Source organism: Streptococcus sp. CCH8-H5 (genome assembly GCF_001556505.1).
Classification (GTDB): domain Bacteria; phylum Bacillota; class Bacilli; order Lactobacillales; family Streptococcaceae; genus Streptococcus.
Genome location: NZ_LSIZ01000081.1, coordinates 17722 through 43978, shown reverse-complemented (window position 1 = coordinate 43978; position 26257 = coordinate 17722). Strand labels below are relative to the sequence as shown.

Sequence of the window (26257 nt, the reverse complement as noted above, 5' to 3'; positions counted from 1 at the left end):
AGTAGCGCATGACTGTTAATCATGATGTCGTAGGTTCGAGTCCTACTGGCGGAGTGATAAGACACCTCAAGTTGTATAGCTTGAGTTTTTTTGTACCCAAAGTTAAATAGGTCTGGAACACTTGTTCCAGACCTATTTAATTTAAGATAATCAGCTTTTTTGAATAATAGTTGTTTTTCTGATGAAGTAAGCGTAGCAACAAAATATGATACTTGCCAATAGACTAATCAATGAACCTGTCTTAAGTCCATAGGGAATAAAGGTTAGAACAACTTTTCCTCTTCCACTAGGGACATCGACTTTCATGAACCCCTTTTGAGCTCGTTGAATCTTAACTTTTTTATGATTTATGGTCGCTGTCCATCCCTTATCATATGGAATGGTAAAGAATAGTGACGCATTCGTTTTACTGCTATAATCAACGAACACTTTATTTTTTGACGTAGTAACCTTGCTATCACGTTCATTAATAGTATCCATAGCTATCTGATAGTTTTGAGTATCAAGGGCATAAAAACTAGGATTATCAAAGGATATTGCTTTATTGCCAGAGAAACTAAGTTTGATGGTAACCATTGACTCTGTTTCAAAGTAGCCAAGGTCAAAAAAATCAAAGGTATTGTCAGTAACTTGATTCTTTGCCACACCGTTTACAGTAATTGACAGAGAGTGGTTATTGTCATCAGACCAAGAAATATTAGGAATACTAACATAGAGTTGACTATGTGGTGGAGCAATAACTTGATAGGTGATTGTTACAAAATCTTTATTCGAGTTGCTAACGTTTTTAGCCACGCGCTGATTCAAAGATCTAGCATCCTTATCAAACAGTTGAGATGGAGCTCGTTTAAAATAGGTTAAGTTAAGTCCAGAGAGAGTATTCAGCAAGCTAGTTTGATTGTCAAGCGTATTGACAGTGAAGTCAATATTATTGTAAATGCCATCAGTTAAGATAGCAAGCTGGCTTGCATTATTATTTTGATAAAGTCCCATTGTTTTCTCAGAAGTTATGTGATTAAAACCATACTTATTAAGGTCAAAGTTCGATAAATTATATTTTATTCCGAAGAGACTATCAGCGATAATGGTGTTATTTTGGTAACGTAGGTTTAAATTAGTCCCTTCAGATTTGAAGCCTAACCTATCGAGTGTTGAGCTTGAAGCGGTATTTCGAATGGATGAAAACTGAGAAATACCATTATAATTGAATTTCATACTGTCGTTACCAGTTTGAGCCTCTAACCTTTCAGTACGGTAAAAAGTCTTATTCGCTTGCTTAGTTTTTGAAACTAGTTTTGTAATGGCAGACATATTTTGTAGATAGCCTTCACGAGTTGGGAATACCCACTCATTTCCAAGAGCTCCAACAACATAGTAAGTACTTAATGTAAGCTCAAAAATGCAGAATAAGAAGGTGAAACAGCGAAAAACACTCCCAGGAACCTGCTGGCTAAAATAGCTAGTAAATAGAATGGCATAGGCTAGGAGAAATGCTAGACTTAATAGCCAGGAGACTGGTTCAATGAAGCTATAGTGAGATTGAAAGATCCAAGTTAGTAAGTAAGCGGTACTCAATCCTAAGAAAGATAGGAGGAGCCTTTTAAAAGAAAACTTTCTAATTCGGTTGAGTGTTTCTCCTGCTAAAAGAACAGTTAGGAGAGATAGGAGCCAAGAATAGCGATGGAGAAACATGTTAGGCGTGTGCATACCTTGCCAAAACAAATCAAGAGGTTGTAAGTAGAAACTAGCGATAAAGAAAGCTACTAATAAGAGGTAACCTAGACGTAATGATAGCTTGATTTCCCTACTAATAAAGAAAAGTAGAAAAAGAATCAAAGGTAAGATTCCCACATAAATCATAGGGATTGATCCGAATTTAGTAGTATCATAAACTCCAACGAGATTTTTCGCAAAGAAGTCAAAATAATAGGTAGACTCTGTCAACAAACTTGACGCACCTGTAAATTTTTCACCATGTGTTGTCAAGTCAAGTAGCGTTGGCAGCAGCATGACAGCACTACTTAAACCAGCTAGTATAGAGACAATTCCAAAGTCTATGAAATGAAGAATCTTACTCTTCCACCCCTTGATAGTTATCAATTGTACTATGGTGTAAAGGGTTAGGAAAATAGCCATCATATATCCAAAATAGTAGTTTTGGATAAAAAGGCAGGTTAGACTAAAAAAGTATAAGCCCCGTCTATTGAATCTTAGTAAGAGGTGTAAACCTAATATGATTAGAGGTGCTAGAATAAAGGCATCTAGCCAGGTGTTAATTTCTAACTGACTGGTAGCAAAGCTCATCAAAGCAAATCCTGTAGAAAGACATAGGATGAAACTTCTTGACACTTTTGTAAAGAGACGCTTAAAGCTAAAAGCTCCTGAGAGCCCAATAAGACCAAACTTAAGCAGTGTTATATAATAAAAAGCATCGGCCATTTGGTTGACAGTAAAGAAATAGTAAAGTGGAGACAAGAAGGAACCTAAGTAATAGCTTGTTAGAGCATAGAAATTAAGACCTAGCCCACTTGTAAAGGTGTAAAAGAGGCTTCCATCTCCATGAAGTATATTCCTAAGTCCAGTTGCAAAAATCACATACTGATGAAAACCATCACTTGTTAAAATAGTCCGCTCACTACCAGGATAGATTTTTTGGCTATACAGAACACCTATCATGATTAGTACTGGCAAGAAAAAGGCAGCCAGATAAAATAATAAAGTCGTATGGTATTTTTTATTTGTCATAATGATACTAAGACAGGTTGGGATATCCCAACCTGCATCTTTTTATAGTTTAATCAGCCCATAGTGCTTTGACTTTAGCTTGCACTTCTTCATTTTCAAGGAATTCATCATAAGTTTCATCAATACGGTCAATAACCCCATTTTTAGAAACGACTACGATGTGGTTCGCTATTGTTTGGATAAATTCATGGTCATGACTGGCAAAGATAACAGACTCTTTGAAGTCACGGACGCCATCATTCAGACTTGAGATTGATTCCAAATCCAAGTGATTAGTAGGATCATCTAGAAGAAGGACGTTAGATTTCAAAAGCATGAGCTTAGAAAGCATGACACGTACCTTTTCTCCCCCTGAGAGAACACTAACAGATTTATTAACCTCATCTCCTGAGAAGAGCATACGTCCAAGGAATCCACGCAAGAAGGTATCATCATCTTCCCCTTTTTCGGCAAATTGACGGAGCCATTCGAGAATTGATTCACCGGATGCAAAGTCTTTAGAATTATCTTTTGGAAGGTAAGAGTGGCTAGTAGTAACACCCCATTTGATTGTACCTTCGTAGTCAATATCATCAGCAAGAGCACGAATTAATGCAGTTGTTTGAATATCGTTTTGACCGATGATGGCAGTCTTATCTCCTGGTCGCAAGATGAAACTAATGTTATCAAGAATAGTCTCACCATCCATCTTAACAGTGAGATTTTCAACTGTTAGAAGGTCATTGCCGATTTCACGCTCTGCTTTAAAATTGATGAATGGATATTTACGACTTGATGGGACGATTTCTTCTAGTTCAATTTTATCAAGCATTTTCTTACGAGAAGTCGCTTGTTTAGATTTTGAAGCGTTGGCAGAGAAACGTGCAACGAATTCTTGAAGTTCTTTGATTTTTTCTTCTGCTTTTGCATTACGGTCAGCCTGCAAGCGTGCAGCCAATTCTGAAGATTGTTTCCAGAAGTCATAGTTACCGACATAGAGTTTGATTTTACCAAAGTCAAGGTCGGCCATATGCGTACACACCTTATTCAAGAAGTGACGGTCATGGGATACGACAATGACCGTATTTTCAAAATCAATCAAGAAATCTTCAAGCCATGAGATTGACTGGATATCAAGACCGTTGGTAGGTTCGTCAAGAAGTAGTACATCAGGTTTACCAAAGAGTGCTTTTGCAAGGAGCACCTTCACCTTGTCACCATTAGCCAATTCACTCATGTTTTGATAGTGAAGGTCTTCTGAGATATTTAGGTTCTGAAGCAATTGTGAGGCTTCGCTTTCAGCTTCCCAACCACCCAATTCAGCAAAGAGTCCTTCTAATTCAGCAGCACGGACACCATCTTCATCTGAAAAATCTTCCTTCATGTAGATGGCATCTTTTTCTTTCATAATATCGTAGAGGCGTTCATTCCCCATGATAACAACATCAATGACGCGTTCATCTTCATAGTCAAAGTGGTTCTGACGAAGAACAGAAAGACGCTCATCAGGACCAAGAGAGATATGTCCTGTTGTTGGTTCGATATCACCAGCTAAAATTTTCAAAAAAGTAGATTTACCAGCACCATTGGCACCGATAAGACCGTAAGTATTACCTGGCGTGAAGGCAATATTAACATCATCAAAAAGTTTACGATCGCTAAAACGAAGCGATACATCCGATACAGTAAGCATATAATATCCTTTATTTTTATTCTTAACTACTATTTTACGAGAAATTAGACTTTATTTCAATCGATTTTATAAGGGATTAATAAAGTCATTTGGAACTCTTTGGTAATCTTTTTGGAGGCTAAATCCACGTCCCATAACTGTAGAAGCAGGAACAATGACGATAAAGGCAGTTTCATCTATTTTTTGGATTTCTTCTTGAACTTTTGGAACCTCATGAGTTGACAAGGTAGTCATAATCATATTTTGTGCATGTCCAGTATGTCCACCAAGAACTGGAATTTTTGTTGCACCTCTATCAGCCACTCTAGTGATGTATTTTAGGATTTGTTCACTATTTTGCGAAATGATTAGAAGATTTCGTGATGAATTGAGTCCGACCATCATTTTATCAATTGTAAGAGAAACAACTCCAAGTGAGAGAATGGAGTACATAACAGTATCAGGTGGAAAGGCAATAGCACTGATTGCGACAATGATTCCATCAACAATAAGTAGTACCATTCCTAGTGGGAGTGGCGTATACTTGTGGAGAATTTGTGTGATAATTCCAGTTCCCCCAGTTGAGGAATTTCCATAAAAGACTATTCCTAGTCCTAACCCTAATACAATCCCACCAAAAATAGCAGCCAACAAAGGTTGTTTGGTGAGTGTAGGTAAGCCCTCGGTTAATTTAATAAAAGTTGGGAAGATAAGAGACCCATAGAAGGTTTTTAGGAGAACTTCGCGACCAAGAAAGCACCAACATAAAATTAACAAAGGGATGGTGGTTGCTAAGACGAAGTTAGCATTGTTCCAACCAAAAAGGGCGTTTAAACTAATGGCTAGTCCCCCGACACCACCCGAGGCAATATTATTCTTAACTAAAAGTGAATTATAGCCAACCGAAGCTATAAAAGAACCGATTGTAACTAAAAGTATATCTATTATTCGACGTTTCATATATTATCTCCTAGAAATGATATTCTTATTATCAAGTCTTTTTTAGTTTCCGTCAAGTATTGACTATTTTGGTTGTATCTAAGGTTGTGTTTCACGTGAAACTAGAAACATAATCTTGACAAGAATAGATAAAACAATGTAGAATAATAGTCATCAGAAGAGTAATTCTTTCCTTTTTTATAGAGAGCTGGTGGTTGCTGAAAACCAGTATGAAGGTGGAATGAATGGGCTGAAGAGAATTGACGGTTAACGTGAACACATAAACGTTAGGTTTGGCACCCCTTATCGTGCAACTTCTTTGTTGAGAAGGTTTGAGATGATAGCTTCAGAAAGAGTTATCAACTGAGGTGGTACCGCGTATCAAAAGTGATTAACGCCCTCACGCATGTTTTTGCGTGGGGATTTTTTTGTATTAGAGAGGTAATTATATGACGAAACCTATTATTTTGACGGGAGACCGTCCAACAGGGAAACTTCATCTAGGACACTATGTTGGTAGTTTAAAAAATCGTGTCCTTTTACAAAACGAAGATAAATATAACATGTTTGTCTTTTTGGCTGATCAGCAAGCCCTTACGGATCACGCCAAAGAGTCAGAGATTATCAAAGAATCAATTGGGAATGTTGCTTTAGATTATCTCTCTGTAGGTTTGGATCCAACGAAGTCGACTATTTTCATTCAAAGTCAGATTCCTGAGTTGGCTGAGTTGACTATGTATTACATGAACCTAGTTTCATTGGCACGTTTAGAGCGTAACCCAACGGTTAAGACGGAAATTGCTCAAAAAGGCTTCGGAGAATCTATTCCAACAGGCTTTTTAGTTTATCCAATTTCTCAGGCAGCTGATATCACGGCCTTTAAAGCAAATTATGTTCCTGTAGGTAATGACCAAAAGCCAATGATTGAGCAGACACGTGAAATTGCACGTAGCTTCAATCATACTTATCATTGTGATATTTTGGTTGAGCCAGAGGGAATCTACCCTAAAAATGAAGCTGCAGGACGCCTTCCAGGTCTAGACGGAAATGCTAAGATGTCAAAATCCTTAGGTAATGGTATCTTCCTTTCAGATGATGAGGACACTGTTCGTAAAAAAGTCATGAGCATGTATACGGATCCAAATCATATTCGTGTGGAAGATCCAGGCCAAATTGAAGGTAATATGGTTTTCCATTATCTTGATATCTTTGGTCGCGAAGAGGATGCTACTACAATTGCTGAAATGAAAGAACATTATCAACGAGGTGGTTTAGGAGATGTGAAGACAAAACGTTATCTTCTAGAAATCTTAGAACGTGAGTTAGCTCCAATTCGTGAACGTCGTTTAGAATATGCCAAGGATATGGGAGAAGTTTTCCGTATGCTTGAAAAAGGTAGTCAAGCAGCGCGTGAAGTTGCTGGACAAACATTGGCGGAAGTAAAAGAAGCGATGGGAATTAAGTATTTCTAAGAAATAAAAAGTAGGGACTCAAGATAATCTGGAGCTCTATTTTTATTTGGAAAAAGGTTTTCTTAGAATCTTATGCGAAATCTGTTGACAAATCATTTTAGCATGATATGATATTAACAATTAAAAAATAGGCTGGGGTTTTTGTACCTCAAAACTTTGAGAAAAGAGGACGATTATAATGTCAAATTGGGACACTAAATTCTTGAAAAAAGGTTACACTTTTGATGACGTATTGCTTATTCCTGCGGAAAGTCATGTTCTACCAAACAACGTCAACTTGAAGACGAAATTGGCTAAAAATTTGACATTAAATATCCCAATTATCACTGCAGCCATGGATACGGTCACAGATAGTAAGATGGCTATCTCAATTGCTCGTGCAGGTGGTTTGGGTGTCATTCACAAAAACATGTCTATTGCGGAACAAGCTGAAGAAGTTCGAAAAGTAAAGCGCTCTGAAAATGGTGTCATCATTGATCCATTCTTCCTAACGCCTGAAAATAAAGTTGCTGAAGCTGAAGAGTTGATGCAGCGTTACCGTATCTCAGGGGTTCCAATTGTTGAGACACTTGAAAATCGTAAATTGGTTGGTATTATCACAAACCGTGATATGCGTTTTATCTCTAATTACGATACTCCAATTTCAGAACACATGACTTCTGAGAAATTGGTCACTGCTCCAGTTGAAACAGATCTTGAAACAGCTGAAAGTATTCTTCATGAGCATCGTATTGAAAAGCTACCTCTAGTTGATGAAGAAGGTCGTTTATCAGGACTTATTACTATTAAGGATATCGAAAAAGTTATTGAGTTTCCTAATGCAGCTAAGGATGAGTTCGGTCGTCTTTTGGTAGCAGGTGCTGTAGGTGTTACTTCTGATACCTTTGAACGTGCAGAAGCTCTTTTTGAAGCAGGCGCAGATGCTATTGTCATTGATACTGCACATGGTCATTCAGCAGGTGTTCTTCGTAAAATTGCTGAAATTCGTGCCCACTTCCCAGACCGTACTTTGATTGCAGGAAATATCGCAACAGCTGAAGGTGCGCGTGCACTTTATGAAGCAGGTGTCGATGTTGTTAAAGTAGGTATCGGACCAGGTTCTATTTGTACAACACGTGTGGTTGCGGGTGTAGGTGTTCCTCAAGTCACTGCTATTTACGATGCAGCTAGTGTTGCGCGTGAATACGGAAAAACAATCATTGCTGATGGCGGTATCAAATACTCAGGTGATATTGTAAAAGCTCTTGCAGCAGGTGGTAATGCTGTAATGCTTGGTTCTATGTTTGCTGGTACTGATGAAGCACCAGGTGAAACTGAGATTTTCCAAGGTCGTAAATACAAATCTTACCGTGGTATGGGATCAATTGCAGCGATGAAGAAGGGATCAAGCGATCGTTACTTCCAAGGTGCAGTTAATGAAGCGAATAAACTTGTTCCAGAAGGAATTGAAGGCCGTGTAGCTTATAAAGGTTCTGCTGCTGATATCGTATTCCAATTGATTGGCGGTATTCGTGCAGGTATGGGTTATACAGGTGCAGAAGATATCCAGGCTTTACATGACAAAGCTCAGTTTGTTGAAATGTCAGGTGCAGGACTTATTGAAAGTCACCCTCACGATGTTCAAATTACAAACGAGGCGCCTAACTACTCAGCTCATTAAAAAAACATAAAAGTACTTACTTCAGGCAAGTACTTTTTCTTTACATTGGTTTTTACAGAGGTTTACAATATATTTACACAAACAAAATTGTTAACAAAGGGTTTGGGTGGGTTTTTGTTTACACTCTTTTTTACATCACCTGTCATATATGTAAAGCACAGAAAACAGAAAAACAAGTCGCTTAATCGACTTGTTTTTCACAAATAATACCATTCTTGACTAAGAAGGTCTTTAAATCGGGTGGTAGGTTACTCAGATGATCAAGTGAAGTTGTCGTCATGAAGGTTTGAACCTCTTCGTCAATACTTTCTAACAGTTTGAGTTGACGGTGATTGTCAAGCTCACTCATGACATCATCGAGGAGAAGAATTGGAAATTCACCTGTTACTTTTTTTATCAGAGCAATCTCAGCCATTTTTAAAGAAAGAATGAGACTACGTTGTTGCCCCTGACTGCCGAAAGATGCGTTCATGTCATTAATGTAAAATGTCAAATCATCCCTATGTGGACCAACACCAGTGTTCTTTTTGAAGATATCCCTTTTGTGATTTTGCTTTAACGTGGTTAAAAATGATTCACGAATAACTTTGTTATTCCCGAATGGGATATTAGATTCGTAGGAGATTTTAAGGCGCTCTATCTGATTTGAGAGATTACTATGATGTCTATCTGCCTCTTCCTCTAATTGCTTGATAAATTCTAGTCTATGTTTGATAACGCGTGCTCCAAAATCGGAAAGCTGTTCATCTAACACTAAGAGAAAATTAATGTCTACATTGTCAGTAGATTTGAGATAGGCATTACGTTGCTTGAGTACATGATTATAACTTGATAGGTCTGAAAGGTAAACAGGCTTAATCTGTCCTAAATCAATATCTATAAATTTACGTCTTAGGCTTGGAGATCCCTTTACAAGTTGTAAATCCTCAGGAGCAAAGAGTACCACTGTCATGTGACCGATATAATCGGATAATTTAGCTTGTTTGAGGTGGTTGACCTTTGTTATGCGGCCTTTATTAGATAAACTGATTTCCAGAGGTAGTTTTCCACTCTGACGATGCACGATGCCGTTCAGTTTGAGAGTATTTTGCTGAAATTGAATCAGTTCCTTATCTGAACGAGTCCGATGACTACGTGTCAATGCTAGAAAATAGATGGCCTCAAGAATATTTGTTTTTCCTTGAGCATTGCGACCAAGAAAAATATTGAGATGAGGTGAGAAGCTCACAGAGGCTTCAGTATAATTTCTAAAGTGTTGAATATCAATATTTTCGAGCCACATAGTTAGGTTCCTGGGAAACGAACGGGTTTTCGTTTAGTTTTATTGCCTTCTTTTGACGGATGTGCCTTTTGTTTCTTTTTATTATCCTGATTCATTTTTTTTACAATGGCAGCAACACGTGCTTTTTCAGCGACTTCTTTTTGATGCTCTTCAATTTCATTTGTTGTAGGAGCTATAATCGTTATTTCAAGTTCCTCAGACGGAATAGTAATAACATCCCCATAACGAAGTTTTTTTCCACGACGTTTTTCATCCTCACCATTGAATAAAACGGTATTGTTAGCTAAAAAACCTTTAATAGCTCCGCCACTATGAATGATACTTAATTCTTTTAAAAGTGCCTGCAGTGTGATGTATTCATCAAATAATTTATATTCCATAGTACCTCAACTTTCTCTTGAGATAAGATAGCATAAAAATGGTATAATTGGAAGCATAAACTTTTTAGAGGTTATCAATGAAAATTGCTGATGGTGTCTATGTACACTTCATTCCAACACAAAAATATAAAACTAATCGTATTGTTTTTCGAATGACAGGTTCTTTGAATAAACAAACAATTGCTAAACGAGCTCTGGTTTCACAAATGTTGGCTACAGCCAATCAGACGTATCCAACAGTACAGTCTTTTAAAGAGAGATTAGCTTCTCTTTATGGAACACAGTTGTCAACTAGAGTGTTAACTAAAGGGTTGACACATAGTGTTGACATAGAGTTGACATACCTGAAGGATGCCTTTATCCCTACGAATAATGGATTATTTTGGGAAGTTCTAGGATTTTTGAAAGAGTGTCTTTACAAGCCACTGTCAAGAGTAGCTCAATACCAAAATAGAGTATTTGATATAGAGAAACAAAATTTAAAGACCTACCTTGATGTTGACACAGAGAATAATTACTATTACAGTGAAGTTAAGGGAAGAGAGCTTTATTTTGTAAATGAAGGCTTGAAAGTTCCCAAATATGGTCAAGCAGAACTTGTTGAAGCCGAGACTTCGTTTACAGCTTATCAAGAATTTCAAAGTATGTTGACAAGAGATCGTATTGATATCTTTATGGTTGGAGAATTTGATGATTATCAAGTACTCCAAGGTTTACATCGTTTTCCTTTGGAGGGACGTCAAGTTGATTTACAGTTTAGCTATAGTCAACCTTATGTCAATGTGGTGAAAGAAAAGATAGAACCTAGACAGAGTAGTCAATCTATTTTACAATTAGGGTACCAATTTTCATGTCAATATGGAGATAAAGATTACTTTGCTTTAATTGTATTCAATGCCATGTTTGGTGAATTTGCCCACTCTGCTTTATTTACAACGCTTCGAGAAAAGGAAGGATTGGCTTATTCAATTAGTAGTCAATTTGATGTCTTTACAGGTTTACTAGAAGTTTACGCTGGAATTGAAAAATCTAATAGAAATCAGGCTATGCGAGGAATTAGTAGAGAATTGAATTATATTAAATTAGGACGTTTTTCAAGTTCTCTCCTGAATCAAACCAAAAAAATCATACGAATGAATGCCCTACTCTCTGAAGATCATGCCTTAACATTGGTGGAACAACGTTTTAATAAGGTGATTTTTGGCGATAAAAGTCTTTCATTAGAGAATTGGTTAGATGAGATTGAGAAGGTTACTAAAAAAGATGTTTGCCGTGTAGCGCGTCAAGTTAAGCTACAGAGTTTGTTCTTTTTAGAAGGAGTGTCTTAGAATGGCTGCTTTGAAGAAACGTTATTATCAAAAAATTGATGAAGAAGTTTATTCAGCAATTTTAGATAATGGTATGTCTTTATCAATTATTAAGAAAAAAGGATTTTTAGAAAAAGCCGCCTTTTTGTCAACGAATTTTGGGGCGCTAGATAATCACTTTTATATTGATGGTGAGTTACAATCTTATCCTGCAGGTATTGCTCATTTTCTGGAACACAAGCTATTTGAGGATGAGCAGGGAAGGGATGTGACATTGGATTTTGTCAAGCTTGGAGCTGATGTCAATGCTTTTACAACCTTGGATAAGACAACATATTATTTCTCTACCCTTGATCACTTTGAGGAGTCTTTAGAACTTTTATTAAAGTTTACATCGAAGTTTACAAGTTCCGAAGATGCTGTCAACCATGAAAAAAGAATTATTGAACAAGAAATAAATATGTATCAGGATGATCCTGATTATAGAGTATATCTGGGTTGTTTACAAAGTTTGTATCCCAATACTATATTAGGGCAAGACATTGCTGGAAGTGTTGATAGCATTGAAAAAATTACTGTAAAGGATTTGAAAGATAATTTTGATTGCTTTTACAAACCAGCAAACTGTCATCTCGTTTTGGTAGGTGATTTTGATGTTGAAGATATTTACACTTTTGTCAATGAAAAACAAAGTGAGTTTACACTACCTGAGAGTATAGTTGAAAAAGAAAAGAACCCGATTGAGTCAGATATCCAAAAATTAGATAGTCTTCAAATGGAGATTTTCATCTCAAAGCTAGCCATTGGTTTTAAGAGTGTTCCTTTTACTGATAATCGTATGAGAGAAAACATACTGGTACAGTTATTGTTTAATTTACTGTTTGGCTGGACGTCTCCTTATTATCAAAATTGGTATGCTGAAGGAAAAATAGATGAGTCTGTGTCAATTGAATACGAGGTATCTAATCGATATTCATTTGTCATTATGACTATGGACACTGCAGAACCTATCCGTATGTCAAGTTTAATTCGTCAAGTGATGACGTCGGCAGATAAAAAAAGACTGTTGACGGATGAGGCATTGGATTTGCAAAAGAAAGCTTTGTATGGTGAATTTTTACGTAGTCTAGATAATATCCAGAATTTAGGAAGTCAGTATTTAGCTTATTTTGAGAATGATAAAACATACTTTGATTTTGGTCAGGAACTGATGAGCATTACTTCCAAGGATTTGAAGGATTTTTTGAATCATTATCTCTCAAATATAGAGATTACCGATTTTGTTGTCTTCCCTAAATAAGTGATTATTTGCTATAATAGAGACACGAAAACAAAGAAGAATATTAGAAAGGGGAAAAATGAAGTTACACTCTCTAGGTGAGCAATTACGTGCAGCACGTATAAAGAAAGAATTAAGTTTATATGATGTAGAAAAAATTTCTGGAGTCGAAGCTCAGTTTCTTCTGGCTATGGAAATGGATCAACTTAAAGCTTTGCCAGAGGACATTCAGCAAGAAGCGCTTGAAAAGTATGCCACTTCGGTTGGTTTAGATGGAAAGCGTCTGTTTGAGGAGCAGAGACAGAACGAGCAAAAACTAAAAAAAGAAAAGAAACCAGTTGAACGTAAGGAAGAAAGCTTAGCTACCAAAGCTCCTATGTCACGCTTTTTAAAGCATAAACGTGAAGAAAAAAGAAAGTCTAACTATCTACCTTTACTAATTCTTAGTGCGGTTTCGTTACTTATTATTTGTTCAGTAGGTTATATTATTATTAGACATCTTTCTAATCAACCTCAGGTGATAAAACCGAATATTATCTCTACAGTTAATCATCTATCAACGGCTAGTAAGGCTAAATCGTCACGAAGCATTTCTGAGGTTACCGTTTCGGGGGCAAATGTAACAACGACAACTCAAGGAAATCAGCTAATGGTTGATTTCTCCAATGTAAATTCTTCAGTAGTTTTAGATGTAGAGTTATCAGAAAATAATGATGACACCTGGTTTTCAGTAGATAATTCAGAGACTTCAGAGAGTTCAGAGAGTTACCTCCTTTCAAAAACGAAAAATTCAAAATACTCTTTAGATTTTTCTGATAAAACGAAACCAACTCAAATTATCATTGCTCAATCTTCAAAAGTAACTCTAAAGGTAAATGGGGAGTCACTTGATTTATCGCAATTAGATAAAAATACACCTAGCTACCTAACATTAAGAATCCAATAGAATCGAGAAGAAATGTTTAAAAAAGAAAATTTACCTAACTTATTGACACTTGCTAGAATTATTTTGATTCCTATCTTTTTATTGATGACATCACTTGCGTCAAGTAATATCATGCATATTGCTGCGGCGGTTGTCTTTGCTATTGCCAGTATTACAGATTATTTAGATGGCTATTTGGCACGAAAATGGCATGTTGTTACTAATTTCGGGAAATTTGCAGATCCATTGGCAGATAAGATGCTAGTGATGTCAGCATTTATTATGTTAGTCGGTATTGATCAAGCGCCAGCCTGGGTGGTTTCAGTTATTATCTGTCGTGAGCTTGCAGTCACAGGTCTTCGTCTTTTATTAGTGGAAAACGGTGGTACAGTTCTCGCTGCAGCTATGCCTGGTAAGATTAAGACAGTGACTCAGATGTTATCTATCATTCTATTATTGTGTCATTTGCATTTTATTGGAACAATTATGCTTTATATCGCTTTGTTCTTTACAATTTACTCAGGCTATGATTATTTCAAAGGTGCAGGTTTCTTATTTAAGGATACTTTCAAGTAGTACGATAAACAAATGATTGAAATAAAAAATTTAAAGTTTAAATATCATCAAGATCAACCATCCTATATTCTTGATGATGTATCGTTTCACGTGAAACGTGGGGAGTGGCTATCCATTGTAGGGCATAATGGTTCTGGAAAATCCACGACAGCACGTCTTATTGATGGACTATTAGTGGCAGAGTCTGGGCAGATTATCGTTGATGGTCAAGAATTAACAGAAGAGAATGTCTGGGATATTCGTGATAAGATTGGCATGGTCTTTCAAAATCCAGATAATCAATTTGTTGGGGCAACTGTTGAAGACGATGTTGCTTTTGGTCTTGAAAATAAAGGCGTTCCCTATGAAGAAATGGCTTCAAGGGTTCAAGAGGCTCTGGAATTTGTAGGAATGTCAGAATTTAAGGATAGAGAGCCAGCTAGATTATCTGGAGGTCAAAAACAACGTGTGGCTATCGCAGGTATTGTAGCTATGAGACCATCAATTTTGATTTTGGATGAGGCAACTAGCATGCTGGACCCAGAAGGTCGCCAGGAATTGATTCAATCTATTAAAGCTATTCGTAAAGAATACGGAATGACTGTTTTATCAATTACTCATGATCTCGATGAGGTCGCTTTGAGCGACCGTGTTTTGGTTTTGAAAAAAGGTAAAGTGGAGTCTGTTTCAAGTCCTCGTGAACTATTTAGTAGAGGCACAGAGTTGGTTGACTTAGGTTTGGATATCCCTTTTAGTGCATTATTAACTCAAAAGCTAAGAAATAAAGGTCTGATAGAGTGTGAAGACTATCTGACAGAAAAGGAATTGGTAGAACAATTATGGGAATCTCTCTCGAAAATGTAAGTTATATCTATCAAGCGGGTACTCCTTTTGAGGGGCGTGCCCTTTTTGAATTGACAACGACGATAAAAGATGGTTCATATACAGCCTTTATTGGACATACAGGAAGTGGTAAATCTACTATTATGCAGCTCTTGAATGGCCTCTATATACCAACTAGTGGTCAGGTTCAAGTTGATGATACTATCATAACCAGTCAATCAAAGAACAAGGACATAAAACCAATTCGTAAGAAAGTAGGTTTAGTTTTTCAATTTCCAGAAAGTCAGTTATTTGCAGAGACTGTTTTAGAGGATGTTGCCTTTGGACCTCAAAATTTCGGAGTTTCTAAGGAAGAAGCAGAACAACGTGCTATTGAAAGTCTAAAATTAGTTGGACTCCCGGAAGAATTTCATGGTCAGAATCCTTTTGATTTATCAGGAGGGCAAATGCGACGTGTTGCCATTGCAGGGATTCTAGCTATGCAACCAGATATTCTAGTGCTGGATGAACCGACTGCCGGTCTAGACCCACAGGGACGGAAGGAATTGATGTCTCTCTTTAAGGAGTTACATCTTTCTGGAATGACGATTGTTTTAGTTACTCACTTGATGGATGATGTTGCCGATTATGCAACAGCTGTGAATGTTATGGAAAAAGGGCAACTGGTATTTTCGGGAGCTCCTAAAGATGTTTTTCAAAAGGTTACTTTTCTTAAAGAAAAGCAATTAGGTGTTCCTAAAATTACAGAGTTTGCACTACAGCTACAAGAAAAAGGTTATCGATTTGAAACTCTCCCTATTACAATCGAGGAATTCGTAGAGGTGGTGTCGCATGGATAAGTTAATTATTGGACGTTATATTGTTGGGGACTCTTTTATACACCGATTAGACCCTAGAAGTAAATTATTAGCCATGCTGATTTATATTGTTATTATCTTTTGGGCTAATAATCCCTTAACTTATGCTGTAATAACTTTATTTACACTTTTCTTGGTTTTCTTGTCTAAAATAAAACTTGGTTTCTTTTTAGGTGGAATTAAACCGATGATTTGGATTATTTTATTTTCTACCCTATTTCAAGTTTTCTTCAATACAAAAGGGAGTGTGCTTTGGTCTATCGGCTTTTTAAAGATTACGGAAGTTGGTTTAAATCAAGGTTGGATGATATTCCTTAGATTTATCCTCATTATTAGTTTTTCCACCCTACTTACTCTAACGACAACACCTTTAAGTTTATCTGATGCAGTTGAATCACTTTTAAAACCTCTTACTGTTTTCAAAGTGCCAGCACATGAAATTGGTTTAATGCTATCTTTGAGTCTACGTTTTGTACCAACTTTGATGGATGATACAACTCGTATTATGAATGCTCAAAAGGCGCGTGGTGTTGACTTTGGTGAAGGAAATATTATTCAAAAGGTACGCTCAATAATACCTATTTTAATTCCTTTGTTTGCGTCAAGCTTTAAACGAGCAGATGCTCTGGCGATTGCTATGGAGGCACGAGGCTATCAAGGTGGTGAAGGACGAACAAAATATCGTCGACTTTCATGGAATAGTCGAGATACCTTATCAATTATTGCTATTTTAGCTTTAGGATTAATGCTTTTTTATCTTAAGAGTTAATTCGTTGAGATAAATAAAAACTAGGTCTTAAGACCTAGAAATTTTAGATGGACGCCCACGTAGGCGTTCTTTTTTCGTCTAATCCCAACCTACTTGTAATATTTTTAATATCCCTAACAAGGGGATGTTATATTTCCAAGGTATCATAGATATATGGTTATAGTTCTTCAGCCTAATCTGGATTGAAAAATCCCTATATAGAATAAGCCCGTTGATTTACCTATTAGTCATAAATAATAAAATAACTTAATATCTTTGACTAATATGGATTGGACTATAAATAGATAAAGGAGCATCATCATGCAAAAAAAGAATACATCTAACACTAAAAAATTGGGTCTTTTTGGACTTGTTACAGTAGCAACACTTGGAGCAACAGCCTTAGCTAATGCAGAAACTTACACAGTTCAAAAAGGCGATACCCTTTCAGCTATTGCTAAGAAGAATGGTACGACTGTAGATGAAATCGTTTCAAAAAACGGTATTCAAGATGCCAATAAGATTTCTATTGGTCAAAACTTAACAATTAATGAAACTACTGAAGAAACTTCAGAACCTTCAGTTACAACAGAAGCAACAGAAGCAACTGCTGAATCAACACAATCAACAGAGTCTACACAAAGTGAAGATACTCAAGCAACCAATACAAATCTTTCTTCTTCAGAGGCAGCTGCCAAAGAAGAAATTGCACAACGTGAGTCAAGCGGTAGCTATACAGCTCAAAATGGGCAATATTATGGACGTTACCAATTAGCATCATCATATTTGAATGGAGACTTGTCTCCTGAAAATCAAGAGAAAGTAGCAGATAATTATGTAGCAAGCCGTTATGGTTCATGGACTGCAGCTCTTGCTTTCTGGAATGCTAATGGTTGGTACTAAATCATTATTACTGACTTATGAGGAAAACTAGTAAAACCTCATACAAATAAGGGAAAAATGCCAGATTTTTGGCATTTTTTTATTAAATTGATAAATAATTGTAACATTAGACATAATACAAATAATCGGCAGTAATATTACTAGGTTATGATGAATGTAACTAGAATTAACTAGGAGGGATTTATGTTTAAAAAAAGTTATAAGGGACGCCGTATTAAATTTGCAGCGAAGAAATCATTGGCGGTACCAGTAGCAATTGTAACAAGTTTTATTGTTATTTTGGCAGTATCACTGTCTACACTAATTAATAAAGGGTTGGTTAATGCATTTTCAGATTCTGTTACTCCAGCGCCTTCAACAGCATCAACAACGTCAGAATCGACAGCAGATTTAGTAAAATCAACAGAAATTAGCTCAAGTAAAGATAATAAGGCTAATAAAGAAAAGGTTGAAGAAAGTAAGCCTCAGTCAGAAACAACAGGAGAAGCGGTAGAAGCAGCTGAAAAGTCTCAGTCAGATACTGCTACTACAAGCACTGCTACAACGAGTACTGATACTACGTCGACTCAAAATACTGGGACAGCTCCTTCGGTTGCTGCAAGTGGTAGTGGGTCAGTTGCTCTCTCAAATGGTAACACTGCAGGAGAAGTTGGTTCTTATGCAGCGGCACAGATGGCAGCTGCTACTGGTGTTCCTCAGTCAACTTGGGAGTCAATTATTGCGCGTGAGTCAAATGGTGACCATACTGCAGCAAATGGTTCAGGTGCATCAGGTCTTTTTCAGACAATGCCTGGATGGGGCTCTACTGCAACGGTTGAGGATCAAATTCAATCAGCCTTGAATGCCTATAACGCACAAGGTTTGTCAGCTTGGAATTACTAATATTAATAGAAGTTGGGAGCATACTCTCAGCTTTTTAATTTGGATGTGGGTAATATGTTTTATAGAGCTTTTTGTTATAATAGGAATGAAAGGTATAGCAATGAAACAAATTTTTAAATCAAGAGAAAAGTTGTGGGTTTCTCTTATTATTATAGCTTTTGCTGTGTTATTGGTTACACCACAACTATTTACAAGAAAAGTCATTTTAGGTTCAGATTCCATCTTTCACTATAACAGATTCTATGAAGCTGCTATGCAACTAAAAAATGGTAACCTTTCTTACTTTTTATCTTTATATGGATTCCAACAGTCAGGCCGCATTGTCAATGCTCTTTACGGTCCTTTTTTTGCCTATTTACAAGGAGGGCTTGTTTTAATAAGTCGCACTTGGTTTCGTTATCAGATTGTGTCAAGGGTATTACTACATATACTGTCTGAGTCTTCAATGTATGCTTTGCTCAAGCAGTGTAAAGTTAAGACAACAATTGCCTTGTCACTAGGTTTACTTTATGCGACAACATTCTCTATTCAATACTGGACGATGCGTCAGGGGTTCTCTAGTTGGGGAGCAGCTTTACTACCTTTTTGTTTTATTCCAGCGATTCACTATGTCTTTTATCAAAAAGTAGAACCAATTAGACTGGCCTTATCAATGGCATTGATTTTTCAGATTCACGTACTTAGTGCTTTGATGCTAGTGATGATGTATCTTCCTTTTTATCTTTACACTTTTGTAAAGGCTCCTATCGCTAAGAAAAAGGAAACCTTCGTGCAAGTCCTTATAGCAGTCATTCTGTTCCTCTTACTGACTGTTAATGTCTGGTTAGTACTCCTATATTTGAGAGGGACTAATCATCTCTTAGATCCATTTATAAATAGAGAAATAGGTAAGAATGGGATAGATGGAACTGCAAGATACTGGCTATATACCCCAATTTCCTTAATGGTGTTACTCATTTTACAGTTTATTTACGCTGTTTTGAATTGGAAGAAATTTGCTAAATGGAAAAAAATACTGCATTTTATTTATTTTATCTTTTTCTTCTTATCGACAGGTCTTTTTCCATGGCAGTATCTAGTAGAAAATGGAAATACATTTGCTGAATTGATTCAATTTCCATTTAGATTTTTTGTTCCTGCGACTATTTTACTTTTAGCAATTACAGGGTTAACGGTCACGCGATTTGTAAACTGGCGAAAAAGTATTGCTGTTTTACTCTTTGCCTTTGCGGGCGTTGGTCTTATTCAGAATATGATGGATACTACCGATCGTGTAAAAACTGCGGCACAAGATGGTGAACTTATTTCCATTGTTAAACATACTTACGTTGAAGGAGATTACCAGACGATAAGTCTTACCATGAATGACAGTGACTTGTCACAGTTTTTAAATTTAGTTGTCAAACCCACACCAGATTACGTACCAATTTATGGGAAAATAGGTGAGCAGAATACTTACGATCTTTATTATAAAAATATCGTTACGAATCAGAAGGCAGAAAAGCTAGTAGAAGATGGTTATCTTGTATTAACTTGGCCAGCTGCTGAAGGGGAGGAACTGAATCTACCAATAGTTGTTTATAAAGATTCTATCTTGACACTAAATGGTAAAGAACTAGACAAGGATGACTATAGTTTGTCAACGATTGGTACACCGACCGTTTCATCACAAAAAGGACAGAATAAACTTGTGTTAAGTTATCAGGAGCCAGGATGGCTATTTGTAGCGTTAGTGATTCCAATAATAGTTCTGGGAGTAATAGGTTTACAGTGGCTTTACACAAAAATAAGTATAAAAAAGGTTGCTTAGTGGTAACCTTTTTGCATTATTCTTTAATCATGATATAATTAAGCTTGCGTGCTTTTACGCTTCAAAATCGACCTTCAAATCGATATTTGAATAACTAGACCCTTCAAGTCTATGTTAATTTTTATTTGATGGGAGGAGTTATCTATGACTGATAATTCAAAAACACGTGTTGTTGTCGGTATGAGTGGTGGCGTTGATTCATCAGTGACAGCCTTACTTTTAAAAGAGCAAGGTTATGATGTAATCGGTGTTTTCATGAAAAACTGGGATGACACAGATGAGTTTGGTGTGTGTACAGCAACCGAAGATTATAAAGATGTAGCAGCAGTAGCTGATCAGATTGGTATCCCCTATTACTCTGTCAACTTTGAAAAAGAGTACTGGGATCGTGTATTTGAGTATTTCTTAGCAGAGTACCGTGCAGGCCGTACCCCTAATCCAGACGTTATGTGTAATAAGGAAATCAAGTTTAAGGCATTCTTAGATTATGCGATGACATTGGGAGCAGATTATGTGGCTACAGGACATTACGCTCAAGTTGTTCGCGATGAAGACGGCATTGTCCATATGTTGCGTGGTGCAGATAATAATAAAGATCAAACCTACTTCCTTAGTCAACTTTCGCAAGAGCAGTTGCAGAAAACGATGTTTCCCTTAGGACATCTACAAAAGCCAGAAGTTCGTGAGATTGCTGAACGTGCAGGTCTTGCAACAGCCAAGAAAAAAGATTCGACAGGAATCTGTTTTATTGGTGAAAAGAACTTTAAAGAGTTTCTTAGTCAGTACTTGCCAGCTCAAAAAGGTCGTATGATGACTGTCGATGGTCGTGATATGGGGGAACATAACGGACTCATGTATTACACCATTGGTCAACGTGGTGGTATGGGTATTGGTGGTCAAAAAGGTGGAGATAATGCTCCTTGGTTTGTAGTAGGGAAAGATCTTTCTAAAAATATTCTTTACGTGGGTCAAGGTTTCCACCATGAGTCGTTGATGTCAACTTCACTTGATGCTTCAATGATTCACTTTACTCGAGATATGCCAGAAGAATTTGAAATAGAATGCACAGCAAAATTCCGTTATCGTCAACCTGATAGTAAAGTTACTGTAAAGGTTAAGGGTGATAAAGCAGAGGTTATTTTTGCTGAACCTCAGCGTGCTATTACACCTGGTCAAGCCGTTGTTTTCTATGATGGTCAGGAATGTTTGGGCGGCGGTATTATTGACCAAGCTTATAAAGACGGAAAAGTTTGTCAGTATATCTAACTGGAGGTAAGTATTAACGATGAGTTCCCAATTGTTTTATGCATTTATGGCATTTTTCGCTATAATGAATCCAATTTCAAATCTTCCTGCTTACATGGCTTTAGTAGCAGATGATAGTCAAAAAATTTCACGAAAAATTGCTTTTAGGAGTCTTTTGATTGCCTTTGTTATTATAACTGTTTTTATCTTTTCAGGAGATTTCATTTTTAAAGTATTTGGAATTACAATTGTTTCTTTCAGAATTGCTGGTGGAATATTAGTGGCCGTTATCGGTTATCATATGATTAATGGTAATCATTCACCTAGCTATAAAGGAATGGAGCAGCAAGCAGTAAATTCAGATCCAATGTCTATTGCTATTTCTCCTCTTGCAATGCCGCTTTTTGCAGGACCAGGAACAATTACAACTGCCTTAAGCTTGGCTAATGGAGGTTTGCGGAATCAACTAATAACCGTAGTTGCTTTTGCTATACTATGTGTAATCACTTATCTCCTACTAAGAAGTGCAAAACAAATTGCAGGCTTCTTGGGAAAAAATTTGATGAAAATTATAACGAAAATGATGGGACTTTTACTATTCTCGATAGGAATACAGATGATTATCGTCAGTGTGCAGACCTTGATCAAACAGTGATTTGCATTGACAAAATGATTTGATTTGATAAAATAACTTTAACAATAGTCATGATGGTCAAAGCTCATGAGAATTGTACGTTTTTGCGTACAGTTTTCTGGAGTTTTGGCTATTTTTGTAGGAAAAAAATAAAGAAAGGATGGGGCAGTTGATTGTAAATCACTGCATAAATCTAAAAAATGTCTTACGAGTTTGATGAAAATTTTGATGTAATTGTTGTTGGTGCTGGTCACGCTGGTGTAGAAGCCTCCCTAGCTGCAGCCCGCATGGGATGTAAGGTTTTATTAGCGACTATTAACCTAGAGATGCTGGCATTTATGCCATGTAATCCTTCTATTGGAGGATCGGCCAAGGGTATTGTTGTCCGTGAGATTGATGCCCTCGGCGGAGAGATGGGTAAAAATATTGATAAAACTTATATTCAAATGAAAATGTTGAATACTGGTAAGGGACCTGCTGTCAGAGCTTTACGTGCACAAGCAGATAAAGCCTTGTATGCTATGACGATGAAGCATACAGTTGAGCGTCAGGAAAACTTAACTCTCCGTCAGTCAATGGTTGATGAAATTCTTGTTGAAGATGGTAAGGTAGTTGGTGTCAGAACAGCCACAAATCAAAAATACGGAGCAAAAGCGGTTATTGTAACAACAGGAACGGCTTTGCGTGGTGAAATTATCCTAGGTGAGCTCAAATACTCTTCAGGACCTAATAATAGCCTTGCATCTGTTACATTGGCAGATAACCTGAGGGATCTTGGCCTTGAAATAGGAAGATTTAAAACGGGTACCCCTCCTCGTGTTAAGGCATCATCAATTAATTACGAAGAAACTGAAATTCAACCAGGTGATGAAAAGCCAAATCATTTTTCATTCTTGTCGAAAGATGAAGATTATCTTCAGGATCAAATACCTTGTTGGCTAACTTATACGAATCAAGAGAGCCATGATATTATCAATAATAATTTACACCGTGCACCAATGTTTTCAGGTATTGTCAAGGGTGTAGGACCTCGTTATTGTCCATCAATCGAAGATAAAATTGTCCGATTTGCCGATAAGAATCGCCATCAACTTTTCCTTGAACCTGAAGGAAGAGAGACTGAAGAAGTCTATGTGCAAGGCCTGTCAACTAGTCTGCCAGAAGATGTTCAAAAAGAGTTGATTCGCTCAATTAAAGGCCTCGAGAAGGCAGAGATGATGCGAACTGGTTATGCGATTGAATATGATATCGTGCTCCCTCATCAATTACGTGCAACACTTGAAACGAAGTTAATTTCAGGTCTCTTTACAGCAGGACAGACCAACGGAACTTCTGGATACGAGGAAGCAGCAGGTCAAGGTCTAGTTGCTGGTATCAATGCAGCTCTGAAAGTCCAAGGTAAACCTGAGCTTATTCTCAAACGTAGTGATGCCTATATTGGTGTAATGATTGACGATCTTGTCACGAAAGGAACCTTGGAGCCATATCGTTTATTGACATCACGCGCAGAGTATCGTCTCATATTACGTCATGATAATGCTGACATGCGCTTGACACCTATTGGTCGAGAAGTTGGTTTGGTTGACGATGAACGTTGGAATATCTTTGAAATTAAGAAAAATCAGTTTGACAGCGAGTTGACACGTTTATCAAAAGAAAAATTAAAACCAATTAAAGAAACGAATGAGAAAATTCAAGCTCTAGGCTTTAAGCCATTGACAGATGCCATGACAGCTAAAGAGTTTATGCGTAGACCAGAGATTGATTACGCCACAGCTACTCAGTTTGTGGGTCCAGCTGCAGAAAATTTGGACGCTAAGATTATAGAGTTGCTTGAGACTGAAATCAAGTACGAAGGTTATATCAATAAAGCTTTGGATCAAGTAGCTAAGATGAAGCGTATGGAAGAAAAGAGGATTCCCCAAAATATTGATTGGGATGCTATTGATTCTATTGCTACTGAAGCTCGTCAAAAATTTAAGAAAATCAATCCTGAGACCATTGGTCAAGCGAGTCGTATTTCAGGGGTCAATCCAGCAGATATCTCAATTCTGATGGTTTATCTTGAAGGCAATAATAAGGCCCGCAGAAAAGTAGATTAACGGTGGTAACACGTTTAAAAGCCTTTTAATTAAGGCTTTTTTATGTTATAATTGTTAGATTAAGAGGTTTTATATGAAAAGATTTCACTTTGCAACGATTCATCTTATAATGATTGGGTTAATTCTTTTTGGAATTGCTACTATTTTTGTTCGCGTACTAAAATCGGAGTATGCCCTCATTTTTGCGCTTTTTATTATTATGGTAGTAGTTGTTGCCTTATTGCATTACCAAAAGACAACATATGAGTCCTTAGAAATAGAGCAATTAGATGAACTGAATCAGGATGTTGAAGATTCTTTGAAGACCCTTCTCGGAAAGATGCCTGTTGGGGTTATTACTTTTGATGAGAACGATCATATTGAATGGTTCAACCCCTATGCGAAGCTAGTACTTTCGGATGAAAATGGAAATTTCAATAAACAGTTGATTGCGGATTTTATTTCCCAGAAACGAAAAGGTTCGCCTTCGAATGTGATAACCGTTGGTGACAATAAATATGCCGCTTTTGTGGATTTTGACAATAAGTTGACATATTTTATTGACAATGTTTATGATCAAGATGAAAATGCTGATCCAAATATGACTCGTCCTGTTATCGGGATTATTTCAGTTGATAACTACGACGATGTGACAGGAAGTTTACCCGATGCCGATGTTTCAAAAATCAACACATTCGTGGCAGGGTTTATTTCTGAGTTTGCTAAGGCTAAGCATATTCATTATCGACGTATTGAAGGCGATCGTTTTTACTTCTTCACCAATTACAGTGTCTTGACAGAATTCATGGATCAAAAGTTTTCTGTCTTGGATGACTTTCGTCAGCAGGCTCAAGAGCGTGGTTTACCACTGACTTTGAGCATGGGAATTTCGTTCGGTACGCTTAAGCATGATCAAATCGGTCAGGTTGCCTTGCAGAATCTGAACATCGCACTAGTTCGCGGTGGAGATCAAGCTGTTGTCAAGGAAAACGATGATCACAAGGAACTTCTTTATTTTGGAGGAGGTTCTGTCTCAACAGTAAAACGTTCTCGTACAAGAACAAGGGCTATGATGACTGCAATCTCAGATAAGTTGAAAACAGTCGAAAAAGTGTTTGTTGTCGGACATAAGAATCTCGATATGGATGCCCTAGGGGCCACTGTCGGTATGGCTCATTTTGCTAGTCAAATTGTTCGAAAAAGCTATGCTGTTTACGATGATACGGCTATGAATGCAGATATTGAGCGTGCGGTCGAACGCTTAAAAGAAGATGGTCAATCACCTCTTGTTACACTTTCAGAGGCTGAAGAGTTAGTCAACCAACAGTCATTACTAATTATGGTTGACCATTCTAAAATCAATTTAACTTTGTCTAAGGATTTTTATGATCGATTTAATGAAGTTATTGTGGTAGATCATCACCGTCGAGATGACGATTTTCCTGAAAATGCTGTTTTGACCTTTATTGAAAGTGGGGCAAGCTCAGCCTGTGAATTGGTTACGGAGTTGTTGCAATTCCAAGGTGCCCCAGAACGTTTGAGTAAAATCCAAGCCTCTATCCTTATGGCAGGTATCATGCTAGATACTAAAAATTTCTCAACTCGTGTGACTAGTAGAACCTTTGATGTCGCCTCTTATCTACGTAGTTTAGGAAGTGACAGTGGAGAAATCCAAACAATCTCTGCTACTGATTTTGAAGAGTATCGACGTATCAATGAGCTAATTCTAGCAGGTGAACGTATTACAGATGATATCATTGTTGCCTCAGGTGATAATCCTAAATGTTATAATAATGTTGTGATTTCTAAGGCAGCAGATACGATGCTTGCCATGGCAGGTATCGAAGCAACTTTTGTTGTCGCTAGGACAAGCGATTCTACTGTGAATATCTCTGCTCGAAGTCATAAAGCGATTAATGTACAACGTATTATGGAGAAAATGGGTGGTGGTGGCCATTTCAACTTAGCTGCCTGCCAATTGCGAGACTGTAGTGTTGCTCAAGCAAAAAATAAATTGATTGAAACTATTATGGGAGAGTTGGCTCCCAAGGAGGACTAA

The 26257-nt window shown here is 37.1% G+C and carries 21 protein-coding genes and 1 other annotated feature; of the genes, 16 read left to right on the top strand and 5 right to left on the bottom strand.

Going from position 1 to position 26257, the window contains the following annotated elements:
• Positions 1-150: 150 nt before the first annotated feature.
• The 3 genes from AX663_RS05470 to AX663_RS05460 all read right to left on the bottom strand — a co-directional run bounded on the left by AX663_RS05470 (position 151) and on the right by AX663_RS05460 (position 5356).
• Positions 151-2745 carry a YfhO family protein gene (locus AX663_RS05470; protein WP_060972951.1) on the bottom strand — a complete coding sequence of 865 codons (2595 nt, stop codon included), beginning with the start codon at positions 2743-2745 and terminating at the stop codon, positions 151-153.
• Between the two features lie 49 nt (positions 2746-2794).
• Positions 2795-4417: an ABC-F family ATP-binding cassette domain-containing protein gene (locus AX663_RS05465; RefSeq protein WP_060972950.1), complete on the bottom strand. Its 1623-nt coding sequence runs from the start codon at positions 4415-4417 to the stop codon at positions 2795-2797.
• A gap of 66 nt (positions 4418-4483) precedes the next feature.
• Positions 4484-5356 carry a YitT family protein gene (locus tag AX663_RS05460; RefSeq protein WP_049545979.1) on the bottom strand — a complete coding sequence of 291 codons (873 nt, stop codon included), beginning with the start codon at positions 5354-5356 and terminating at the stop codon, positions 4484-4486.
• Positions 5357-5500: 144 nt separating this feature from the next.
• Positions 5501-5740, top strand: a binding site (T-box leader).
• A gap of 44 nt (positions 5741-5784) precedes the next feature.
• Between AX663_RS05460 and trpS the strand changes: the two genes are divergently transcribed.
• Together trpS and guaB are read left to right on the top strand one after the other, a co-directional pair.
• The gene (trpS, locus tag AX663_RS05455; protein WP_037599375.1) at positions 5785-6807 is read left to right on the top strand and encodes a tryptophan--tRNA ligase; all 1023 of its coding nucleotides are present in this window, start codon (positions 5785-5787) and stop codon (positions 6805-6807) included.
• 178 nt (positions 6808-6985) lie between these two features.
• Positions 6986-8467, top strand: coding sequence for an IMP dehydrogenase (gene guaB / locus AX663_RS05450; RefSeq protein WP_021144763.1), 1482 nt, complete (start codon positions 6986-6988; stop codon positions 8465-8467).
• Positions 8468-8648: 181 nt separating this feature from the next.
• Here guaB and recF read toward each other — a convergent pair whose 3' ends face one another.
• Complete coding sequence (gene recF / locus AX663_RS05445; protein ID WP_060972949.1) at positions 8649-9749, bottom strand: DNA replication/repair protein RecF; 1101 nt, start codon at positions 9747-9749, stop codon at positions 8649-8651.
• 2 nt (positions 9750-9751) lie between these two features.
• Positions 9752-10129 carry a S4 domain-containing protein YaaA gene (gene yaaA / locus AX663_RS05440; RefSeq protein WP_002892188.1) on the bottom strand — a complete coding sequence of 126 codons (378 nt, stop codon included), beginning with the start codon at positions 10127-10129 and terminating at the stop codon, positions 9752-9754.
• Between the two features lie 77 nt (positions 10130-10206).
• Between yaaA and yfmF the strand changes: the two genes are divergently transcribed.
• The 14 genes from yfmF (at position 10207) to AX663_RS05370 (ending at position 26257) form a co-directional block, all read left to right on the top strand.
• A complete protein-coding gene (gene yfmF, locus AX663_RS05435) occupies positions 10207-11457 on the top strand; it encodes an EF-P 5-aminopentanol modification-associated protein YfmF (RefSeq protein WP_060972948.1) in 1251 nt (416 codons plus the stop codon).
• Position 11458: 1 nt separating this feature from the next.
• Complete coding sequence (yfmH, locus tag AX663_RS05430) at positions 11459-12736, top strand: EF-P 5-aminopentanol modification-associated protein YfmH (protein ID WP_060972947.1); 1278 nt, start codon at positions 11459-11461, stop codon at positions 12734-12736.
• Between the two features lie 58 nt (positions 12737-12794).
• Positions 12795-13661, top strand: a complete 867-nt coding sequence (locus AX663_RS05425) for a helix-turn-helix domain-containing protein (protein WP_060972946.1) — start codon at positions 12795-12797, stop codon at positions 13659-13661.
• A gap of 12 nt (positions 13662-13673) precedes the next feature.
• Positions 13674-14216 (top strand): CDP-diacylglycerol--glycerol-3-phosphate 3-phosphatidyltransferase, encoded by a 543-nt coding sequence (pgsA, locus tag AX663_RS05420; protein WP_049545986.1) that lies wholly within the window; start codon positions 13674-13676, stop codon positions 14214-14216.
• A 12-nt stretch (positions 14217-14228) separates the two neighbouring features.
• Entirely contained in the window at positions 14229-15059 is an 831-nt protein-coding gene (locus AX663_RS05415) for an energy-coupling factor ABC transporter ATP-binding protein (RefSeq protein WP_002892176.1), read from the top strand.
• The gene (locus AX663_RS05410) at positions 15035-15877 is read left to right on the top strand and encodes an energy-coupling factor transporter ATPase (protein WP_037602396.1); all 843 of its coding nucleotides are present in this window, start codon (positions 15035-15037) and stop codon (positions 15875-15877) included. The genes AX663_RS05415 and AX663_RS05410 overlap by 25 nt, the downstream gene beginning before the upstream one ends.
• Positions 15870-16664 (top strand): energy-coupling factor transporter transmembrane component T family protein, encoded by a 795-nt coding sequence (locus tag AX663_RS05405; RefSeq protein WP_002892171.1) that lies wholly within the window; start codon positions 15870-15872, stop codon positions 16662-16664. Before AX663_RS05410 ends, AX663_RS05405 begins: the two co-directional genes overlap by 8 nt.
• 300 nt (positions 16665-16964) lie before the next feature.
• Positions 16965-17546, top strand: coding sequence for a LysM peptidoglycan-binding domain-containing protein (locus tag AX663_RS05400; RefSeq protein ID WP_002892168.1), 582 nt, complete (start codon positions 16965-16967; stop codon positions 17544-17546).
• A gap of 183 nt (positions 17547-17729) precedes the next feature.
• Positions 17730-18428, top strand: coding sequence for a transglycosylase SLT domain-containing protein (locus AX663_RS05395; protein WP_060972945.1), 699 nt, complete (start codon positions 17730-17732; stop codon positions 18426-18428).
• Between the two features lie 100 nt (positions 18429-18528).
• Positions 18529-20238, top strand: coding sequence for a hypothetical protein (locus tag AX663_RS05390; RefSeq protein WP_060972953.1), 1710 nt, complete (start codon positions 18529-18531; stop codon positions 20236-20238).
• A 144-nt stretch (positions 20239-20382) separates the two neighbouring features.
• Positions 20383-21504 carry a tRNA 2-thiouridine(34) synthase MnmA gene (gene mnmA / locus AX663_RS05385; protein WP_060972944.1) on the top strand — a complete coding sequence of 374 codons (1122 nt, stop codon included), beginning with the start codon at positions 20383-20385 and terminating at the stop codon, positions 21502-21504.
• A gap of 19 nt (positions 21505-21523) precedes the next feature.
• Entirely contained in the window at positions 21524-22138 is a 615-nt protein-coding gene (locus tag AX663_RS05380; RefSeq protein ID WP_060972943.1) for a MarC family protein, read from the top strand.
• Between the two features lie 179 nt (positions 22139-22317).
• The gene (gene mnmG, locus AX663_RS05375) at positions 22318-24219 is read left to right on the top strand and encodes a tRNA uridine-5-carboxymethylaminomethyl(34) synthesis enzyme MnmG (RefSeq protein ID WP_060972942.1); all 1902 of its coding nucleotides are present in this window, start codon (positions 22318-22320) and stop codon (positions 24217-24219) included.
• Between the two features lie 73 nt (positions 24220-24292).
• Positions 24293-26257 (top strand): DHH family phosphoesterase, encoded by a 1965-nt coding sequence (locus AX663_RS05370; RefSeq protein WP_060972941.1) that lies wholly within the window; start codon positions 24293-24295, stop codon positions 26255-26257.

What these genes read in the sequence shown, in the direction of transcription:
- mnmG (WP_060972942.1), top strand. Translation starts at nt 22,318, where the DNA reads ATGTCTTACGAGTTTGATGAAAATTTTGATGTAATTGTTGTTGGTGCT.
- trpS (WP_037599375.1), top strand. Translation starts at nt 5,785, where the DNA reads ATGACGAAACCTATTATTTTGACGGGAGACCGTCCAACAGGGAAACTT.
- yfmF (WP_060972948.1), top strand. Translation starts at nt 10,207, where the DNA reads ATGAAAATTGCTGATGGTGTCTATGTACACTTCATTCCAACACAAAAA.
- AX663_RS05470 (WP_060972951.1), bottom strand. Translation starts at nt 2,745, where the DNA reads ATGACAAATAAAAAATACCATACGACTTTATTATTTTATCTGGCTGCC.
- AX663_RS05425 (WP_060972946.1), top strand. Translation starts at nt 12,795, where the DNA reads ATGAAGTTACACTCTCTAGGTGAGCAATTACGTGCAGCACGTATAAAG.
- AX663_RS05465 (WP_060972950.1), bottom strand. Translation starts at nt 4,417, where the DNA reads ATGCTTACTGTATCGGATGTATCGCTTCGTTTTAGCGATCGTAAACTT.
- yaaA (WP_002892188.1), bottom strand. Translation starts at nt 10,129, where the DNA reads ATGGAATATAAATTATTTGATGAATACATCACACTGCAGGCACTTTTA.
- AX663_RS05415 (WP_002892176.1), top strand. Translation starts at nt 14,229, where the DNA reads ATGATTGAAATAAAAAATTTAAAGTTTAAATATCATCAAGATCAACCA.
- AX663_RS05400 (WP_002892168.1), top strand. Translation starts at nt 16,965, where the DNA reads ATGCAAAAAAAGAATACATCTAACACTAAAAAATTGGGTCTTTTTGGA.
- recF (WP_060972949.1), bottom strand. Translation starts at nt 9,749, where the DNA reads ATGTGGCTCGAAAATATTGATATTCAACACTTTAGAAATTATACTGAA.
- AX663_RS05395 (WP_060972945.1), top strand. Translation starts at nt 17,730, where the DNA reads ATGTTTAAAAAAAGTTATAAGGGACGCCGTATTAAATTTGCAGCGAAG.
- mnmA (WP_060972944.1), top strand. Translation starts at nt 20,383, where the DNA reads ATGACTGATAATTCAAAAACACGTGTTGTTGTCGGTATGAGTGGTGGC.
- AX663_RS05460 (WP_049545979.1), bottom strand. Translation starts at nt 5,356, where the DNA reads ATGAAACGTCGAATAATAGATATACTTTTAGTTACAATCGGTTCTTTT.
- AX663_RS05370 (WP_060972941.1), top strand. Translation starts at nt 24,293, where the DNA reads ATGAAAAGATTTCACTTTGCAACGATTCATCTTATAATGATTGGGTTA.
- yfmH (WP_060972947.1), top strand. Translation starts at nt 11,459, where the DNA reads ATGGCTGCTTTGAAGAAACGTTATTATCAAAAAATTGATGAAGAAGTT.
- AX663_RS05390 (WP_060972953.1), top strand. Translation starts at nt 18,529, where the DNA reads ATGAAACAAATTTTTAAATCAAGAGAAAAGTTGTGGGTTTCTCTTATT.
- AX663_RS05410 (WP_037602396.1), top strand. Translation starts at nt 15,035, where the DNA reads ATGGGAATCTCTCTCGAAAATGTAAGTTATATCTATCAAGCGGGTACT.
- AX663_RS05380 (WP_060972943.1), top strand. Translation starts at nt 21,524, where the DNA reads ATGAGTTCCCAATTGTTTTATGCATTTATGGCATTTTTCGCTATAATG.
- pgsA (WP_049545986.1), top strand. Translation starts at nt 13,674, where the DNA reads ATGTTTAAAAAAGAAAATTTACCTAACTTATTGACACTTGCTAGAATT.
- AX663_RS05405 (WP_002892171.1), top strand. Translation starts at nt 15,870, where the DNA reads ATGGATAAGTTAATTATTGGACGTTATATTGTTGGGGACTCTTTTATA.
- guaB (WP_021144763.1), top strand. Translation starts at nt 6,986, where the DNA reads ATGTCAAATTGGGACACTAAATTCTTGAAAAAAGGTTACACTTTTGAT.